The 19079-nt window shown below is 72.7% G+C and carries 12 protein-coding genes; 2 read left to right on the top strand and 10 right to left on the bottom strand.

Annotated features, from left to right (window positions below):
- Nucleotides 1-125: 125 nt before the first annotated feature.
- On the top strand, nucleotides 126-2240 hold the full coding sequence (locus ORI94_RS18150) for a hypothetical protein (protein WP_266076979.1): 2115 nt from the start codon (nucleotides 126-128) through the stop codon (nucleotides 2238-2240).
- Here ORI94_RS18150 and ORI94_RS18145 read toward each other — a convergent pair.
- From ORI94_RS18145 to ORI94_RS18105, 9 genes are all read right to left on the bottom strand, one after another.
- A complete protein-coding gene (locus ORI94_RS18145) occupies nucleotides 2206-3435 on the bottom strand; it encodes a glycosyltransferase family 2 protein (protein WP_266076680.1) in 1230 nt (409 codons plus the stop codon). The two genes, ORI94_RS18150 and ORI94_RS18145, sit on opposite strands and share 35 nt — an antisense overlap.
- Before the next feature lie 235 nt (nucleotides 3436-3670).
- Complete coding sequence (locus ORI94_RS18140) at nucleotides 3671-5782, bottom strand: hypothetical protein (protein WP_266076677.1); 2112 nt, start codon at nucleotides 5780-5782, stop codon at nucleotides 3671-3673.
- Between the two features lie 153 nt (nucleotides 5783-5935).
- The gene (locus ORI94_RS18135) at nucleotides 5936-7432 is read right to left on the bottom strand and encodes a bifunctional cytidylyltransferase/SDR family oxidoreductase (protein ID WP_266076676.1); all 1497 of its coding nucleotides are present in this window, start codon (nucleotides 7430-7432) and stop codon (nucleotides 5936-5938) included.
- A 299-nt stretch (nucleotides 7433-7731) separates the two neighbouring features.
- Nucleotides 7732-8748 (bottom strand): hypothetical protein, encoded by a 1017-nt coding sequence (locus ORI94_RS18130; RefSeq protein WP_266076673.1) that lies wholly within the window; start codon nucleotides 8746-8748, stop codon nucleotides 7732-7734.
- 448 nt (nucleotides 8749-9196) lie between these two features.
- A complete protein-coding gene (gene obgE / locus ORI94_RS18125; RefSeq protein ID WP_266076671.1) occupies nucleotides 9197-10645 on the bottom strand; it encodes a GTPase ObgE in 1449 nt (482 codons plus the stop codon).
- A 117-nt stretch (nucleotides 10646-10762) separates the two neighbouring features.
- On the bottom strand, nucleotides 10763-11017 hold the full coding sequence (gene rpmA, locus ORI94_RS18120; protein WP_042172004.1) for a 50S ribosomal protein L27: 255 nt from the start codon (nucleotides 11015-11017) through the stop codon (nucleotides 10763-10765).
- A gap of 14 nt (nucleotides 11018-11031) precedes the next feature.
- Entirely contained in the window at nucleotides 11032-11352 is a 321-nt protein-coding gene (rplU, locus tag ORI94_RS18115) for a 50S ribosomal protein L21 (protein WP_042172001.1), read from the bottom strand.
- A 246-nt stretch (nucleotides 11353-11598) separates the two neighbouring features.
- A complete protein-coding gene (locus ORI94_RS18110; protein ID WP_266076666.1) occupies nucleotides 11599-11985 on the bottom strand; it encodes an ankyrin repeat domain-containing protein in 387 nt (128 codons plus the stop codon).
- A gap of 148 nt (nucleotides 11986-12133) precedes the next feature.
- Nucleotides 12134-13597 carry a catalase gene (locus tag ORI94_RS18105; protein ID WP_266076664.1) on the bottom strand — a complete coding sequence of 488 codons (1464 nt, stop codon included), beginning with the start codon at nucleotides 13595-13597 and terminating at the stop codon, nucleotides 12134-12136.
- A 191-nt stretch (nucleotides 13598-13788) separates the two neighbouring features.
- On the opposite strand from ORI94_RS18105, the gene ORI94_RS18100 reads away from it, so the two are divergent.
- Nucleotides 13789-14202 carry a Fur family transcriptional regulator gene (locus ORI94_RS18100; protein ID WP_266076662.1) on the top strand — a complete coding sequence of 138 codons (414 nt, stop codon included), beginning with the start codon at nucleotides 13789-13791 and terminating at the stop codon, nucleotides 14200-14202.
- A gap of 207 nt (nucleotides 14203-14409) precedes the next feature.
- On the opposite strand, the gene ORI94_RS18095 is transcribed toward ORI94_RS18100, so the two are convergent.
- Nucleotides 14410-18828 carry an Rne/Rng family ribonuclease gene (locus tag ORI94_RS18095; RefSeq protein ID WP_266076660.1) on the bottom strand — a complete coding sequence of 1473 codons (4419 nt, stop codon included), beginning with the start codon at nucleotides 18826-18828 and terminating at the stop codon, nucleotides 14410-14412.
- Nucleotides 18829-19079 lie beyond the last annotated feature (251 nt).

The raw sequence follows: 19079 nt of genomic DNA, 5'->3' as shown, positions 1-19079 counted from the left end.
GCCGATCCGGCCGGCCGTCCCGGTCCGGCCGGCTGTCCCGGTCCCGCCGCCGGCTCACGGCGGGCGTCCGCCGGCGCCGTGCCTCCTCCCGCCCGTCCGGCCGTCCGCTCGTCGCCAAGGTCCTGATGGCGGCCGTCCTGGCCGGTGCCTTCGCGGCGCAGGCGGCCGGGGCCCTGCTCCCCGACGTCCCGCTGCTGCTCGCCGCGACCGCCGTGTCCCTGGCGGTCGAGGGCGTGCTGTACCGGTGGCAGCCCGGCATGCTGTCGCTGCTGGCCAAGTCGCACGCGGACGTCACCGTCCGTCATGTACTGCGTGATCTGCTCCTGGTGGTGGGTCTGCTGCGGCTCGGGGAACACGGCCGGGAGCAGCAGTTCGCGTGGCCGGTCGCCGGTCTGCTCGCCTGCTACGCGCTGCACTGCGCGATCCAGGCGGTGTCCGTACTGGTCCGCCGCACCCGCACGCTGCCGGTGCTGACCCGGAACATCGACGCCTCGGCGCTGCGCCTGTCCCCCGCCCCGGCCGCACCGCTGCGCCGTCCCGGCCACCGGCTGCTGCTCCTCGGCCTGCCCACGACCGCCGGCCTGGCCACGGCGGCGGTGACCGGGGAGCCCCTGCCCGCGGCGGCCGGGACCGCGGTGTCGGTGGTACTCGCGGCGGCGGGGCTGGGCGTGCTGCTGGTGCGGTTGCTGCCCTCCCGGCGTCCGGCGGGCGAGCAGGAGGTGCTCGACTGGTTCGACGCCTGGCTGGCCGACTACCGGCCCACGGTGGGCCTGTACTTCTCCGGCGGGGCGTCCTCCGCCTATCAGGCCAACATGTGGCTGGAGACGATGAGCAGGCTCGAGGGGCGGCCTGTCGTCATCCTGCGCGAGCGGTTCATGGTGGCGCGGATCGCGGCGACCGACCTCCCCGTCGTGTGCCTGCCGAAGGTGTCCACCCTCATGCGGCTCGAGCACTCCACGCTGCGGGTCCTCATCCATCCGTCGAACTCCGGCAAGACCTCGCAGGTGCTGCGCATCCCCACGATCAAACACGCCTTCGTCAACCACGGCGAGAGCGACAAGCTGTCCTCCTGCAACCCGTACGCGAAGGCGTACGACGAGGTGTGGGTGGCCGGTCCGCAGGCGCGTGAGCGGTACGCGCGGGCGGCGGTGGGGGTGGAGGACAAGGACGTGGTGGAGATCGGCCGTCCCCAGCTGGACGCCGTACGCCCCCGGTCGGGCCCGCCGGCCGCCGATGCCCGCACCACTGTGCTGTACGCGCCGACCTGGGAGGGCTGGGACGGCCATCCGGGCAACACCTCGGTGGTCACGGCCGGGGAGAACCTGGTACGGGCGCTGCTCGCGGATCCGGCCGTGCGGCTGCTGTACAAGCCGCACCCGCTGACCGGCTCGGTGCAGCCGGCGGCGGGTGCCGCGGACCGGCGCATCCGGGAGCTGGTCCGGGCGGCGAACCGGGAACGGCCCTCGGCGTCCGCGCAACCCGCGCGGTCCGCCCCGGAGCTGGAGCGGCTCACGGCGGAGCTGGACCGGCTCACGGCGGCCGGGGTCCGGGAGGGAGCCGACCAGGTGGAGAGGATGCTGGCCCAGTCCGCTCCGCCGCCCGGACGGGCCGAGGCGGTGGCGAGGGCCACGGCGGCCTGGGAGGAGGCGTACTGGGCGTCGCTGCCGGTGGACGAGCACCAGATCGTCACGGGCGTGCGTCCCGCCCTGTACTCCTGCTTCAACGCCGCGGACCTGCTGATCAGCGATGTGTCCAGCGTCATCGGCGACTTCCTCGCCAGTGGCAAGCCGTACGCGGTGGCGAACACCAGCGGGCTGTCCGAGGAGGCCTTCCGCGCCGAGTTCCCGACGGTGGCGGCGGCGACCGTGCTGTCCCCCGACGCGAGCGGGGTGCCGGCGCTGCTGGAGACGGTCCGGCACCCGGAGAAGGACGGACTGGCGGACGCCCGAGCGGAGTTGAAACTGCGGTTGATGGGCCCCGACGAACCGGCGTCCCAGGAGCGCTGCAACGCGGCCCTGCGCGGCCTGTACGCGGCGGCCCTGCACCACGGGGCGCGCGGGGAACAGGCCGGGGCGCAGCGGCATCCGCGCCCCCGGCGGCTCACGGAGGACCTGCTGCCCGGTGTGCCGGGTCAGCCCGGTCTGCCGGGCCAGCGCCGGGATTCCGGTGCCGGCGCGGGCGCCGACGCCGAGGCGGCGGGACCCGTCACGCCGCCGTCGCGGTCGGGGCCTCCGGTGTGACCTTCTCCCCGGAGGCCAGCAGGCGGCGGGCCCGGCGGGCGGCGCGGCGCAGGACGGTGTTCGTGCCGCCCTCGCGGTAACCGGGGAAGGCGCGGGCCTCGCGGGGCGCGGCGAGGTAGACGGAGTCGGGGATGCCTGCCGCCCGGTCGCGGAAGTGCGGGTAGGCGAGGTAGACGCGTCGGCCCCGCCGCTCCAGCAGGGCCGGCGCCTGCTTCTTCGACGCCGTGAACTTCACCGCGTCGGTGAGGAGTCCGAGGTGCTGCTGAGCCACCAGGTGCATCCGCAGCCGTTCCTCGACCTTCAGGTGCCGGGCGACGCCCTCGGTCCAGTGGGCGTCCGTCAGCGGCTTCGCCAGCTCCAGTTTGTGCCGCCGCACCTGTGCGCTGTCCTTGAGGAACCGGGGGCCGAACTGCGGGAGCAGGGTGACGGTGAAGGGCCGCACCATCAGCCGGTCACGCTGCGGGCCCTCGGGGACGAGGTCGGCGATCAGGTGTGTCAGGAGGCGGGCGGAGTCGAACCGCAGGGTGTAACTCCCGCTCTTGGTCACGTGCTTGCCGTCGTCGCGGCCCACCAGGTAGTAGCAGGTGTGGTCGGCGACCACGGAGACGCCGTCCGCCCTGAGGTAGGCCTCCATGGTGAACAGCGCGTCCTCGCCGGTGCGGAGCGACTCGTCGAACCGTAAGCCGTGCCGGTCCAGCAGGGCGCGGCGGAACAGCTTCTGCGCGCTGAGGGTGAACATGATGTTGGAGGAGTGCACGTCGGTGCGCTCCACCGTGCGGCCCCACATCGACTTCGGGGCGCCGCGGTTGACGCCCTCGATCCGCCCCAGGACGACATCGGTGCCGGCCCGGTCCGCCATGGCGACCATCCGCTCGAGGGCCTCGGGGCCCAGCCGGTCGTCGGCGTCCAGGAAGAACACGTAGCGTCCGGCCGCCTTGTCCAGACCGACGTTGCGCGGGCCGCTGGGGCCGCCCGAGTTCGCCTGCCGGATCACCGTGACCCGCATGGGCGCACGGTCCGCGAACTCCTCCAGGTACTCCCCCGTGCCGTCCGTCGAGCCGTCGTCGACGGCGACGACCTCGACGCGCTCCGGGTCGACGGTCTGCGCCTCCACCGAGGCGAGGCACTCGACCAGGTACGGCATCGCCTCGTACGCCCCGATGACCACGGTGACATCAGGCTGCGCCACGGTCACGTTTCCTCCTCGTTACGGGATATTTCCCTTTGTATCGCCTCATTCTCTGCCTGTTAGATGTGTGTTCGAGGTAGAGGGTTGCCTCGCCCCACCCCACAAGTGGCCCACGCCACAACGGTGTTGAGAGAAACCGTCGGCGGGCGCGGACACGAAAGGGCTCGGCCCCCGAGGAGTTGGTCCTCGGGGGCCGAGCCCTGTCAGGTGTCCAGAGAGGGTTCCGGGTGTCCGGATCCGGTCAGTTCGCCCCGGCGCCGTCCGGCTCGCCGGTGACGGACGCCGGCTGTGCGGGCAGCGCGTCCGCCGGCTCCACGTCCGGGCCGCCGACCGTGACACGGGACTCCTGGCCGAGGTTGCGCGTCTCGGCCTTCCGGGCGAGCTGTGCGACCGCCGCGTTGAACTGGTCGATGGACGTCGGCTCGTCCGGTCCCAGCAGGTAGCGCTTGAGTTCGCCCCGCTCCCCGGCCAGGGGGTCGGCCTCCGGGCTGCGGACCGCCTCGAGCAGCTCGGCCAGCCCGGCCGCGTCGTTGGAGAGGATCACCGCGGCGCGCACCGCCGTGTTCTGCCGCTTGAACTCCTCCGCGCCCAGCCCGGCCGAGTCGGTGACCGCGTACGGCTTGCCGCTGGCGATGAAGTCGGAGACGACGCTGGAGATGTCGGAGACCATCGCGTCGGACACGTTGAAGCAGTCGTACAGGCGCGGCTCGGCGCCCGTGATGACGCGGTGCTCCCAGTCGGGGAAGGAGTTCCAGTAGGCGGTGTTCCACTCGGCGCGCAGCCGGGCGGTCTCCTCGTGCAGGGCCACGTCGATGACGCCGTCGCGGCTGACCTCGGCCTCGTCGCCCTTGTGGGCGGAGCCGGTCAGTTCGGCCAGCCGGGCCTCGACACGGGCCAGTTCGCCCCGCGCCCGGTCCTGTGCCGCCGTGTCGACGGTGAAACGGGGGTCGGCGGCGCGCTCGGCGGCGGCCCCCTCGATCAGCGCGGTGATCCGCTCGTGGGCGGCCTTGGCCTGCGCGCTGCGGGTGCCGGTGAAGGGGTGCGGCTTGTAGAGCACACGGACCGCGGGGTCGGCCGTGATCAGCCGCTTCACGATGTTCTCACCGGCCAGCAGCAGCGAGGTGTTGCCCGGGTTGTCGTCCCAGCCCTCCCAGGTGGGGGCGTACAGAACCGTCGGGCGGTGCCCCTTCGCGGAGCCCGTGGCCTGCCGGGTCTCGATGGGGGCCAGCTGCGGGCGGCCGACCTCGACGATGTCGTCGTCACGGACACCGACGTCGGCGATGGCGTAGCGGTCGCGGCCCGCGCGGCCGGCCGTCCACACCTCGTCGTAGACCTTGCTGAACGGGTTGACACTGGCGAGCTTGTCGCTGTCCCCGTGGCCGATGAAGACGTGCTTCATGGTGGGTACGCGCAGCAGGTGGATGTTCTTGCCGACGTTCGCCGCGTACAGCGCGACCCGCACCGTGGACAGGTCCAGGTTCATCAGGTGCACCCCTCCGGGCACGCAGACGACCGGGACCGTGGTGGGTGCCAGGTTGTTCAGTATGACCCGCTCGCGCAGGACGACCAGCGGCCGCGTGTCCAGCTGCTCCATGGTCTCCAGCCACATGTTGACCTGGTACGTGGAGTCCTTGGAGCCGGAGAAGTACAGCACGGTCTGCGGCCGGTACTCACGCAGCCAGTCGTCGACCGCCGCCAGGACCTGGTCGGCCTTCGGCGGTACCCGCCGGCCGCGTACGTAGGGCACCAGGACCAGCACGTACCCGAGGCCCAGGGCGACCGTGACGCCGATGCCGGCGAACCCGACGGCGGCCGTGTCGAGGGCCGCGGCGAGCAGAATGCCGCCGACCGCCGCCAGGTCGAGGTGGAGCATCTTCTCGGCGGCGCGGTTCATCAGCACGCGCGGCGGCGCGTCCGGGATCCGGACGCGGGACGCCAGGTCCACGTTGCGGGTGGCCACCGGCATGCGCCGGCGGTTGCGGATCAGCGTGGTCAGCGCGCCGTGCGGGGCCTGGAGGCCGTAGAACGCGATGAAGCAGGCGATCGCCCCGTAGTAGATCAGGTCGTCCGCGAGGGACAACCGGGCCAGCAGCAGGACCAGCAGCAGCTGCCGGATCAGGAAGCGGATCGACAGGCCCGCCCGCACCTTGCTGAGGCGGTTGACCAGGTAGCTGCCCCTGCGGTGCAGATAGTGGTCCGCCAGGTACGTCACGGCGGCCGCTGCCGCGAAGGCGGGGACGCTCGGGACGAGCGCGGCCAGCATGAGGCAGGGGAAGCCCAGCATCATGAGGGCCGCCGCGGCCAGCTCGGCCGCGCTGCCCACCCGGGCGACGCGAATAGCGGTGGATATCAACGGAGAAACCTGCTCTTGGAGGGTGAGTGCCGGTTTGTGCCTGGGGGTAATTCGTGAGCGACGGATTCAGGCCCCCGCGAGCACCCGCGCAGGAGCTGCGTGAACGGGAGGCCGCAGAGGCCTGAATTACCGGAGTCTATTTGCCGTCGATTATTACACGCCGTCCTGACGGTCCAGCACCGACGCCAGCGCCTGCTCGAAACCGCTGGCACGGGCGGCACCCGCCGTCGGGTCCTGCTGGCGCACGTCGATGACATGGCCGGTGAGCTCGGAGAGCAGCACGTCCAGGGAGGTGCGGGCCACCGCCTCGGAGGACAGCAGGCTGCCCGCAGGCTCCTGACCGAAAGCCTTGGTCCGCATCGGCGTGGCGGTGCGCTCCGGGTTGACGCAGTTGACGCGGACGCCCTCGCCGGCCCACTCGTCGGCCAGGGCCTGGGTGAGGTTGACCATCGCGGCCTTGGTCGAGGAGTAGAGGCTGTACTCGGCGCGCCCCCGGGTGTAGCTGCTGGAGGTGTAGAGCAGCAGCTGGCCCCTGCTCTCGGCGAGGTACTTGTACGCCGACCGTGCGATCTGCACGGGTGCCAGGTAGTTGACCTTCAGCGCCTCCTCGATGGTGGCGTTGTCGGTCTCGGCCAGCTTCCCGATGCGCAGCACACCGGCCGTGTTGACGACGTAGTCGATGCGGCCGGTCTCGGCGTACGCCTTGGACAGCGCGTCGTCGACCTCCTCCGGGTTCTCCACGTGGGTGCCGGTGGTGGAGCGGCCGAGCGCGTACACGGTGGCGCCGTAGGACTCGGCGAGCCCGCAGATGTCCTTGCCGATGCCGTACGAACCGCCGAAGACGACGACCGTCTTGCCGGTGAGCAGCTCGCGGTAGGCGTCCTCCCCCATCTGCTCGGGGGTGGCGGTGGAGGCGAGCTGGAACAGCTTGTCGGCGATGAAGACGTCGACCGGCTGGGTGACCTTCATGTTGTACTCGTCGCCCGCCACGACGTGGATCGGCACGTCGGGCAGGTACTTGAGCACGACCGAGCAGTCGTCCGTGGCCTGGAAGTTGGGGTCGTCGGCGGCGACCTCGTAGGCACGGCGGATCGTGGACAGCTTGAACGCCTGCGGGGTCTGCCCGCGGCGCAGCCGGGAGCGGTCGGGGATTTCGGTGATGAACTCGCCATCCTCGCCGTGCGTCCGCGTGACGATGATGGTGTCGGCGGACGGGATGGCCACGTCGACGGCCTGGTAGCGCTCCAGGGCGCTCACGCAGTCGTCGATGACGCGCTGCGACAGCAGGGGGCGGACGGCGTCGTGGAAGAGGACGTTGCGGTCCTCGCCCTCGGCCAGGCCCTCGCCGAGGGCCGAGATGGCCCGCTCGGTGGTCTCGTTCCGCGTCGAGCCGCCCTCGATGACGCGGGTGACCTTCCCGAAGCCGGCCCTGGCGACGATCTTCTCGACGTCGGGCACATAACCCGGCGCCATCAGCACGATGATGTCGTCGATCGAGTCGGTGTTCTCGAAGGTGGTCAGGGTGTGCTCGATGACTGCCTTGCCGGCGATCTTCAGCAGCTGCTTGGGGATCGAAAGACCCACCCGCTGGCCGGTGCCACCGGCCAGGATCACTGCGGTGGTACGGGGCTTGGCTACGTGCTGGGACACAAGTGACCTACCTTGGGGCGACAGGGAACTTCGAAATGGTCCCACTTGTGGTTACCGCAGTGCAAGGTGAGCGACCTCTGCCGCATATGTGCGCGCAACCTGTCATTCACCCGGGGCCCCTGGTGCCGGTGGCGGTTTCCGGAACACCCCGTGAGTTGTTGTGAGTAACTCCACAGGAGTCGTCCGCTCACCGGGCGTGGCGGACGGGGCGCCTCCGGCGCGTTCCGCGCAGACGCAGTCGTTCGAGGCAGCGGTGACCGAGGACCTTCACGAGTTCCTTCGACGATGTCCGGTGGACGCTACGCCCCTTGTCGGCGCCGTTCGCCGCGGTGACCGCGGCGAGCGATCCGGACAGGGTCCGCGCGACCGCTTCGGGAGCGAGCCGCGGCTCGCCCGCCGGCCCCGCGGACTTCCGGTACGCGGGACAGCGTTTCCAGGTCGCCGAGGACCCGTACGCCCATGCCGCCGATCCGCGCGGCCGCCCCGGCGCCGCTCCCGGCCGCGGCCTCCAGGGCCCATTGCGGGGTGCGGATCTTCACGTCCTGCGGGGTGGGGCTGCACGCGTTCTTCATACGTGCGACGGCACCGTGCCGCACAAGCCTCGAATACAGCTCTTCCGGAAGGTCATTACCGCGGAATTCCTTGTCAAGATTCCGCAGCATTTCGGTCTCGGCAAGGGTCGGGGAACGGTTCGCGGTCTCCGGAACCGGCCGCAGCACTCCCGCGGGGAGTCCGAGCAGCGCCTCGAAGGCGCGCACCAGCGCGTCCCGGTCGCGGTCGTCGACCACCACGACGGTCACCCGGTCCGGCCCGGTCGCCCCGGCCCACCGCTCGACCAGCCGGTCCTGCCGGTGCCGGCGCCAGGAGCTGGGGCTGCCGTACGGGGGCCGGCGGAACACGTGCTCCAGCCACTGCTCGTACTCCGTGCGCAGCCCGTTCCGCACGCACTGCTGCCGCTGCGGGGGCACGACCCGCGTCAGGGACCGCAGGGTGACCAGGACGTGCAGCCGGTCTCCGCCGGGCCGCTCGACGATCCGGGCCGGGGCCGTCCCGCCCTCGGCGTCCGCGAGGAACTCGCTGCTGATCACGGAGGTGCGCTCCCCGGTGGCCCGCACCCGGTCCAGCAGCCGCTGCCAGTGACGCCCAGTAGGGGCGGTGTCCCCCGTCGTCGCGGGCCGGGCGCAGGCGGCGAGGACAGCCTCGGCCGGGTGCCGGCTGTGCGCCGGGAAGTCGGCGCCGTGCCGCGCCCTCCCCTCCTTCGCGGCGAACAGCGCGCCCCGGACGGCGGTGGTGGTGCCGGTCGTGTGCGGGCCCATGTGCAGCAGGCGGGTGCCGGCGGGCAGCGGGGGACGGCGGTGCCGGTGGCCGGGGGTTCTTCTCGCATACGTTCCGTGTCCATGCCGAGGGACGGCAGGGCGGTTCGCCGAGGATGCCGTGAGAGGAGCCCGGGCCCCGCGTGAGTGCCGGGCTCCTCCCGTCGGGCCGCGGTGCCGGACGGGGTGCACGCCGGGCCGGGACGGCACCGACCCGCGGCCCGGCCGGGGTCCTCGGCGTGGCCTGCGGCTCCGCCACGGTGTCCACCACCCGCACCCGCGCGTCGATGCCGTCCCGGCGGATGCCGGACAGGTGGTGGCCGCGGAGGAGACCCGCCCCGGCACGGGAACGTCCCGTGGCCCGGGCGGGTCCTCGCGGTGAGCGGCGGGCGGCGGTCAGGAATCCCGCCGCCGGAGCGGCCCCTCGCCGCCCCCACCGGCCCCGCGGGCGCTACGACTTGTCGCGGAACGGGTCGAAGTCGTCGTACGCCTGCTCGGCCTCGTCCCGTTCGGCCTGCCGGTCGCGGCGGCGCTGGGCGGCCGGGCGGGGCTCCTCGAAACGGTGGTCCTCGCCGCGCCGGCCGAGCATCTCCGCACCGGCGGTCACCGTCGGCTCCCAGTCGAAGACGACCGCGTTGTCCTCGGGGCCGATGGCGACACCGTCGCCGGACCGGGCGCCGGCCTTCATCAGCGCCGCCTCCACACCGACCCGGTTGAGCCGGTCGGCGAGGTAGCCGACGGCCTCGTCGTTGTTGAAGTCGGTCTGGCGGACCCAGCGTTCGGGCTTCTCGCCGCGCACCCGGAACAGGCCCTCGTCCTCGCGGGTGACGGTGAACCCGGCGTCGTCCACGGCCTTCGGCCGGATGACGATGCGTGTGGACTCCTCCTTCGGGCGGGCGGCCCGCGACTCGGCCACCAGCTGGGCCAGCGCGAACGACAGCTCCCGCAGCCCGAGGTGGGCGACGGCGGACACCGCGAAGACGCGGTAGCCGCGTGCCTCCAGATCGGGGCGCACCATCTCGGCGAGGTCCCTGCCGTCCGGCACGTCGGTCTTGTTGAGGACGACGACCCGGGGACGGTTGTCGAGACCGCCGTACTGCCGCAGTTCCTCCTCGATGATGTCGAGGTCGGAGACGGGGTCGCGGTCGGACTCCAGCGTCGCCGTGTCCAGCACGTGCACGAGCACGCTGCACCGCTCCACGTGCCGCAGGAACTCGAGCCCGAGGCCCTTGCCCTGACTGGCGCCCGGGATGAGCCCCGGCACGTCGGCGATGGTGTAGACGGTCGAACCGGCCGTGACGACACCCAGGTTGGGCACGAGGGTGGTGAACGGATAGTCGGCGATCTTGGGCTTGGCGGCGGAGAGCACGGAGATCAGCGAGGACTTGCCCGCGCTCGGATAACCGACCAGCGCCACGTCGGCGACGGTCTTCAGCTCCAGGCCGATGTCCCGCAGGTCCCCCGGCTCACCGAGGAGCGCGAACCCGGGCGCCTTGCGCCGCGCGGAGGCGAGGGCGGCGTTCCCGAGCCCGCCCCGGCCGCCCTGGGCGGCGATGTAGGAGGTCCCGTGCCCCACCAGGTCGGCGAGCACGTTGCCCGCCTTGTCCAGGACGACGGTCCCGTCCGGCACCGGCAGGACCAGGTCCTGGCCGTCCTTGCCGCTGCGGTTGCCGCCCTCGCCGGGCTTGCCGTTGGTGGCCTTGCGGTGCGGGGAGTGGTGGTAGTCGAGCAGCGTGGTCACGGACTGGTCGACGGTGAGGATCACGTCGCCGCCCCGTCCGCCGTTCCCGCCGTCGGGTCCGCCCAGCGGCTTGAACTTCTCACGGTGGACGGAGGCACAGCCGTGACCTCCGCTACCCGCGGCGACATGCAGCTCGACGCGGTCCACGAAGGTGGTCATGTGGGGTGCCTCCAGAGACAGTGCGGTGTACGTACGTACGTGTTTCCTGGTTAACACGCGAAAGGCGGACCCGCCTTCCCGCCAGGGAAGTGAGGTCCGCCTCGCGAAAGCTTCCGGTCAGGCGACCGGAACGATGTTCACGACCTTGCGGCCACGGTGGGTGCCGAACTGCACCGAACCGGCAGCCAGCGCGAACAGCGTGTCGTCGCCACCACGGCCGACGCCGGCGCCCGGGTGGAAGTGGGTGCCACGCTGGCGGACGAGGATCTCACCCGCGTTGACGACCTGACCGCCGAAGCGCTTCACGCCGAGCCGCTGGGCATTGGAGTCGCGACCGTTCCGGGTGGACGATGCGCCCTTCTTGTGTGCCATCTCTCCTCAGTCCCTTACTTCGCAGCCGTGGGGATCTCAGTGACCTTGATCGCCGTGTACTGCTGGCGGTGGCCCTGACGACGGCGGTAGCCGGTCTTGTTCTTGTAGCGCAGAATGTCGATCTTCTGGCCCTTGTGGTGGTCCACGACCTCGGCCTGGACCTTGACGCCGCCCAGCACCCACGGGTCGCTGGTCACGGAGTCGCCGTCGACGAGGAGCAGGGTCGAGAGCTCGACCGTGTCGCCGACCTTGGCGGTGGAAATCTTGTCAACCTCAACGATGTCGCCGACAGCAACCTTGTGCTGGCGACCACCGCTGCGCACGATGGCGTACACGCGGATCTCTCTCTCACTCGAAGAACGGCACCCCCGCAGGCCAGCCGCCCGACCGTACAGACACGCGGGCAACCTCTCCCGAGCCAGTCCATGCACCCGGGAGGAAGAGGTTTACGGGAATGTGGCGGTCCCGATGGACACGCCGACGGTCAAGGTTACGGGGGCGCGGCCTGACCGGTCAAACCGGGCCCGGACCGAGCGGTCACGGTGACGGTGGCCGGCCGCGTGTGTGCGGGCCCCGGTGGATCAGCGCGCGAGCAGGTGGGCGCGGCCGAACATGGACGCCGCGGCCCGCGCGGTCGGTGTGCCGGAGTCCGGGTCCGCGCCGGCCTCCCGCAGTACCTCGACCACCTCGTCCGCGCCCTTGAACAGGGCGCCGGCGAGGGGAGCCTGGTCACGGGCGTTGCGCAGATCCGGGTCGGCACCGAGCCGGATCAGGGCCCGCACGGTGTCGGCGTGGCCGTGGTAGGCGGCGAGCATGAGCAGGGTGTTGCCGGCCGCGTCGGCCGTGTCCACCGGCAGCCCGTGTTCCACGAACCCCACCAGTTCCTCGGTGTCGCCCTCCCGGGCCAGTTCCATGGCGATGGCCATGACGCGTTCCGTCTGCTCAGGAGTCAGACCGTCACTGCTCATGCGCACCTCTCCTGATCGAGCGGTCCCGCCGGCCGCGCCCGTGGGGCCGGCCGTCGGGCGGTGGCTGTGCCCGCCCCGGCGCGGGCCGCGGAGCGGCGGCCCGCGCCGGGCACGGTGCGGGGCGCGGAGCGCGCCCCGCGGTCGGGGCTCAGAGGCTGCCGGCGGCCAGGGCCTCGATCGCCTTGCGGACGCCTTCGCCGTAGGCCGGGTCGGCCTTGGTGCAGTTGGCGATGTGCCGTGCGACGGTCTGCTCCGACGCGCCGTTGATGGCGCGCGCCGTGTTGGCGAAGAGAACCTGCTGCTGCTCGGAGCTCATCAGGCGGAACAGGTTGCCGGGCTGCTCGAAGTAGTTGTCGTCGTCCTCCCGGAAGTTGAACCGGTCGGCGACGGCGCCCACGGCCTGGCTCGGCTCGCGGTAGGCCGGCTGCTCCGGCCAGCGTCCGTACGAGTTGGGCTCGATGCCCGGGGTGGATCCCTGGTTGCCGTCGACCCGCATGGCACCGTCGCGGTGGTAGGTGTTCACCGGGTTCTTCGCGGCGTTGACGGGGATCTGGTGGTGGTTCACGCCGAGGCGGTAGCGCTGGGCGTCACCGTAGGAGAAGAGCCGGCCCTGCAGCATCCGGTCGGGCGAGTAGCTGATGCCCGGAACCACGTTCGCCGGGGTGAAGGCGGCCTGCTCGACGTCCGCGAAGTAGTTCTCGGGGTTGCGGTTGAGCTCCCACTCGCCGACCTCGATCAGCGGGTAGTCCTTCTTCGACCAGACCTTGGTGAGGTCGAAGGGGTGGAAGCGGTAGTTCTCCGCGTCGGCCTCCGGCATGACCTGGACGAACAGCTTCCACTTCGGGAAGTCGCCGTTCTCGATGGCGTCGTAGAGGTCGCGCTGGTGGGACTCGCGGTCCTTGCCGACGAGGGCCTCGGCCTCGGCGTCGGTGAGGTTCTTGATGCCCTGCTGGGTGCGGTGGTGGAACTTGACCCAGAACCGCTCGCCCTCGGCGTTGACCAGGCTGTAGGTGTGCGAGCCGAAGCCGTGCATGTGCCGGTACGAGGCGGGGATGCCGCGGTCGGACATCACGATCGTGATCTGGTGCAGGGCCTCGGGGAGGTTGGTCCAGAAGTCCCAGTTGTTCTCGGCGTCGCGGAGGTTGGTGCGCGGGTCGCGCTTCACCGCGCGGTTGAGGTCCGGGAACTTCAGCGGGTCGCGGAAGAAGAAGACCGGGGTGTTGTTCCCGACCAGGTCCCAGTTGCCCTCGTCCGTGTAGAACTTCAGGGCGAAGCCGCGGATGTCGCGCTCGGCGTCGGCCGCGCCGCGCTCACCCGCGACGGTGGAGAACCGGACGAACAGGTCGGTCTTCTTGCCGATCTCGGAGAAGATCTTGGCGCTCGTGTACCGCGTGATGTCGTGGGTCACCGTGAAGGTGCCGAACGCGCCCGAGCCCTTGGCGTGCATCCGGCGCTCCGGGATGACCTCACGGTCGAAGTGCGCGAGCTTCTCCAGGAACCAGACGTCCTGCAGGAGCATCGGACCGCGCGGACCGGCCGTCAGGGAGTTCTGGTTGTCGGCAACCGGCGCGCCGGCAGCCGTGGTCAACGGCTTCTGGTTGTTCTCGGTCAAAGCTCGCTCCTCGGTGAGTGGTTCTTCGCTGGGGATCAAGGCCTGCGGTCCTGGCCGTCCGAGTGCCCGCGCAAGCCGCTCCGCGGCCCGCACCGGCACATACCCTACGTTGGACAAGGTCTAAGTCAAGGCGACTTTCAGAACCATACCTGTTCTTGAGATGGGTTCCACCGCTGGTTAGGGTGAGGTGTATGAGTGATCTCTTGAGGAGACTTCGGGAACGCGGCTGGCGCCTGACCGCGCAGCGACGCGTGGTCGCCGAGGTACTCGGCGGAGACCACGTCCACCTGACCGCCGACGAGGTGCACGCGCGCGCGACGGAGCGGCTGCCCGAGATCTCCCGGGCCACGGTCTACAACACCCTGGGCGAACTCGTGGCCCTGGGCGAACTCACCGAGGTCTCGACCGACCACCGCGCCACGCGCTACGACCCGAACGCGCACCGTCCCCACCACCACCTGCTCTGCGACCGCTGCGGAACGATCCGCGACGTGCACCCGACGGGCGACGCCCTCTCGGCCCTTCCCGAGTCGGAACGCTTCGGGTACACGGTCTCCGACGTCGAGCTGACGTACCGCGGCACCTGTCCGAACTGCGCGGCGTGACGCCGGCGCCGGGCCGGCGTCCGAGGTCCGGCGCGAGGGACGCGGGGCACACGCGTAGAGGCGGGGGACCACCCGCCCGCCCGGGGGCCGCGCCCCACCGCCCGAGGCCCGGCGCGGGGCCCGGGGGCCCCCCGCGTTGCGCCGCGCCCCCCGCCGGGGGGGGGGGCCCGCGCCTCTACGCGTGCCGCCCTGCCGGGCGGGTCCCGATCAGTCCTCCGTCGACGCCGTGACCGAGGGCGACGGCTGCTGGGCCGCTGCCGCGGTCTTCTTCGCCGTCGTCTTCTTCGCCGTCGTCTTCTTGGCCGTCGTCTTCTTGGCGGCGGTCTTCGTCGCCGTCTTCTTGGCCGTCGTCTTCTTGGCAGCGGTCTTCGTCGCCGTCTTCTTGGCCGTCGTCTTCTTCGTGGCGGCCTTCTTCGCCGTGGCCTTCTTGGCCGCCGCGCGGGCGGTCTTGCTGGCCGGAGCCGTCCCGTCGGCGGCTTCCCCGGCGGCTTCCGCGTCGGTGGTGACCGCTGCCGCCCCGTCCACCGGGGCCGCCTCGTCCACCGGGGCCGCCTGGTCAGCCGTGGCCGACGGGACGACCACGACGGCCGCCTCCTCGGACGCGGTGGACACGGTCGGCTTGCGCACCGCGCGGCGGCGCGGGCGCGGCGGCGCGGCGGTTTCGGCCGCCGCCTCGGGCGCCTGGGCCGACGGCTGCCCGGCCGCCGGCCCGGAAGCCTGCTCCGGCGCCTGCCCGGGCTCCGACGGGGTGGCCGTGGGCGCGGTCTCCGCGACCGTCACCACCGCGGCCTCTGCACCCGCCGGGGAACCGGCCGGCGCGGACACCTTGCGGGTGGCCCGACGACGCGTACGGCCCCTGGGCGCGGCCTCCTCGGCGACCGGTGCCTCGACGGGTGCCTCGGCCGGCGCCTCGACGACCGGGTCCTCGGCGGCGGCCGGTTCGGCGTGCGCCCCGGAGGCCGGCTCCGGCTGCACCGGACGCGCGGCCTCCTGCGCGGCCGTCGTGTCCTGAGCCGTCGGCACGTCCGCCACCGGCTCCTCGACGGCGGCCGGCTCGCGACGGCGCTCCTCACGCCTCGGCGCGCCCGCCGGGGCCGAGGCCCTCCGGCTCGCCCGGCGGCGGCCGCGTCCGCGGGTGGCCGCGGCCTCCGCCTCGGCGGCGCTGCTGTACAGCTCCTCGTCGGGGACGTACTCGGGCGCCGGGAGCGCGACCGGCTCGGCCGCCTCGGCGGCGACCTCGGCCTCCGACTCCTCCTCCGCCTCCTGCTCCGCCGTCGTGACGACGTCGGCCTCGTGCTCGTGGGTGTGCTCCCCGGCCCCGGCCCGCGCCCGCTTCCTGCGCTTGCCGCCGCCTCCGGTGGAGGTGGGCTGGTCCAGGTGGACGAGGACACCGCGCCCGTTGCAGTGGACGCAGGTCTCCGAGAACGACTCCAGCAGACCCTGGCCGACCCGCTTGCGGGTCATCTGCACCAGGCCCAGCGAGGTCACCTCGGCGACCTGGTGCTTCGTACGGTCCCGGCCCAGGCACTCGAGGAGGCGCCGCAGAACAAGATCCCTATTGGACTCCAGCACCATGTCGATGAAGTCGATGACGATGATGCCGCCGAGGTCGCGCAGCCGCAGCTGGCGCACGATCTCCTCGGCCGCCTCCAGGTTGTTCCTGGTGACCGTCTCCTCGAGGTTGCCGCCCTGACCGGTGAACTTGCCGGTGTTGACGTCGACGACGACCATCGCCTCGGTCCGGTCGATCACCAGCGAACCGCCGCTGGGCAGCCAGACCTTGCGGTCGAGCGCCTTGGCGAGCTGCTCGTCGATCCGGTACGTGGCGAAGACGTCGACCTCGCTGGTCCACTTCTGCAGCCGGTCGGCCAGGTCGGGCGCGACGTGCGCGACGTACCCGTGGACGGTCTCCCAGGCCTCGTCGCCACTGACGACGACCTTGGTGAAGTCCTCGTTGAAGATGTCCCGCACGACCCGGACGGTCATGTCCGGCTCGCCGTACAGCAGCGTCGGCGCGTTCGAGCTGCCGCCGTTCCTGGACTTCTTCTTGATGTCCTCCCACTGCCCCTGCAGCCGCTCGACGTCACGGCGCAGCTCGTCCTCGCTCGCGCCCTCGGCGGCGGTGCGCACGATGACGCCCGCGTCCTCGGGGACGACCTTCTTGAGGATGGTCTTCAGCCGGGCCCGCTCGGTGTCGGGCAGCTTGCGGCTGATGCCGGTCATCGAGCCCTCGGGGACGTACACGAGGTAACGGCCCGGGAGGGAGACCTGGCTGGTCAGACGGGCGCCCTTGTGCCCGATCGGGTCCTTCGTCACCTGGGCGAGGACCGACTGGCCCGACTTCAGCGCGGCCTCGATCCGGCGCGGGCCGTTGGCCATGCCCAGCGCCTCGAAGTTGACCTCGCCGGCGTAGAGCACGGCGTTGCGGCCCTTGCCGATGTCGATGAAGGCGGCCTCCATCGACGGCAGCACGTTCTGCACCTTGCCGAGGTACACGTTGCCGACGTACGAGGTGGCCTGTTCCTTGTTGACGTAGTGCTCGACGAGCACGCCGTCCTCCAGGACGCCGATCTGCGTGCGGTCGCCGTACTGCCGGACCACCATGACGCGCTCGACGGCCTCGCGGCGGGCCAGGAACTCGGCCTCGGTGATGATCGGGACCCGTCGGCGGCCCTGCTCACGGCCTTCCCGGCGGCGCTGCTTCTTCGCCTCCAGGCGGGTGGAGCCCTTGATGGACTGCACCTCGTCCGACGGCTCGAAGGCCTTGCGCGGCTCGCGGACCTTGACGACGGTGCGCTCGGGGTCGTCGGTGGAGGCCTCGGCCTCGCTGCCGCCGTCCCCGGCCCGGCGGCGCCTGCGACGACGGCGCCGGCTGCTGCTGGAGCCGCCCGCGGCGCCCGAGTCGTCACGGTCCTCGGCCTGCTCGTCGGTGTCCTCCGCGTCGTCGGCGGACTCGTCGGCGGTGTCCTCGGTGTCCTCGGTGTCCCGCTCGGCGTCGGCCCCGGGCTCGTCGGTATCGGCGGACTCGCCGCGCCTGCGGCGACGGCCGCCCCGGCGGCGGCGACGACGGGAACCGGCGCCCTCGTTGTCGTCCTGGTCGTCGTCCGCGTGGTCCTCGGCCTGCTCGTCGGCGTCCGCTTCCTCGTCGGTGCGGGCGTCGGGGGCGGGCTCGGTACGGGTGCTGCCGGCTCCAGCGGAAGCGGCCTGTGCCGCCGGTGCCGCGTCGGTCTCGTCCGCGGCGCCCCGGCGACGGCGGCGGCGCCGGGGGGCGGGCTGCTCCTCCGAAAGCTCCTCGGTCGCCTCGGGCTCGTCGGGCTCGTCGGGCTCCACCGGGCCGGCGGCCTCGGCGGCCGCTTCGGCGGCGGCCCGCTCCGGGGTCTGGAACTGGGGCTCGGTGAACACCGGAGCCTGGAAGACGGCGACCGCGGGACGCGCGGGGCGCTTCGACGGCTCGGTCTCGGCGGCCCCGGCGGGCCCTGCGGCGGGCCGGGCGGGCTCGGCGAATCCGGCGGCGGCCTTGCGGACCGCACGGCGCCGACGGCGCGGAGCGGCGTCGTCCGCGGCGGGCGCCTCGGGGGTCCCGGACGTCGTGGAGGTCTCCGGGGACGTGGGGGTCTCGGGAGACGTGGGGGTCTCTCCGGTGGTGTCGGTCACGGGGGTCTTCGCCTCCTCGGCGGGGGAGGCGGCGGCCTCGGCGGACGGAGCGGCCGCACCGGCCTGCGCCGCCTCGGCGGTCGCGGGGGCGGAGACACGACGCGAGGCGCGACGCCGGGTACGGCGGGGAGCCGCGTCGTCGGTGTCCGGGGCGGCGGTGTCCGTGAGGGGGGCCTCCGGGGCCTCCCCGGCGTCCGCGGCGGCCGGAGCGTCCGCGTCCACGGCGCTCTCCCCGCTCACAGGGGCCTGTGCCGCTTCGGCGGCCCCGGCGGCGGTGGCCGTCGGCGAGGTCACCCGGCGCGTGGCACGACGACGCGCCCGCGGCGGGGCCGCATCCGCGGCCGACACGGCCGGCTCGGCGTCCGCGGCGGCCGGAGCGTCCGCGCCCACGGCGCTCTCCCCACTCACAGGGGCCTGTGCCGCTTCGGCGGCCCCGGCGGCGGTGGCCGTCGGCGAGGTCACCCGGCGCGTGGCACGACGACGCGCCCGCGGCGGGGCCGCATCCGCGGCCGACACGGCCGGCTCGGCGTCCGCGACTACGTCCGCGGCGGACTCGACGGCCGGAGCGTCCGGGGTCCCGGCCGCCGGTACGACGGTCTCGGCGGCCCGCGCCGCCTCCGGCGCGCCCGCGGACGAGGCCGGGCGGCGCGCGACCCGTCGGCGCCTGCGCGGAGCGGCGTCGTCCGCGTCGGCCGGGGTCTCGGCCCGGGCCGCCACCGGCTCGGGTGCCGCGGCCGGCTCGTTCCCGGTGCCTTCCGCGGCCTCGAGCTCGTCGTCCTCCTCGAGCGGATCGAGGGACCGGGCGGCCTCGGCGGCCGGTATGGCCGGGGCGGTCGCCGGGTCCGTCGTGCCGGAGGCCGCCGCGGGCGGGCCGGCCGGCCGGGACGCGGCCCGGCGCCGACGGCGCGGCGGCAGGGTGTCGCTGGGGCTGTTCTCTTCGGAGCCCTTTGTGGGCTCGGTCGGTTCGAGCATGCGGGGGTTTCTCCCGTCAGGCTCCCGGGCGCCGCACCTGGTCCGGCGATGCCGGTGACGTCCGCGGTTCGCGCGAAGCGCGGTTACCGCCGTCCGGGGCGCGGGCGCCGCACGGGAGCTCTCTGTGTCCTGTCTCGCCGGTTCCGTACACCGAATGCGCACGGCCTGGCGAAAGTCTTGTGGTGGGTGCGCTGCCCGACCCGGGTGGCTCCCGAGGTACGAGGGCGGCGCTACGACGTCCGTCCCTACGC

Origin of the sequence: Streptomyces sp. NEAU-W12 (genome assembly GCF_026242095.1) — a bacterium.
Taxonomy (GTDB): domain Bacteria; phylum Actinomycetota; class Actinomycetes; order Streptomycetales; family Streptomycetaceae; genus Streptomyces.
This window is presented reverse-complemented; position numbering and strand designations above follow the sequence as displayed.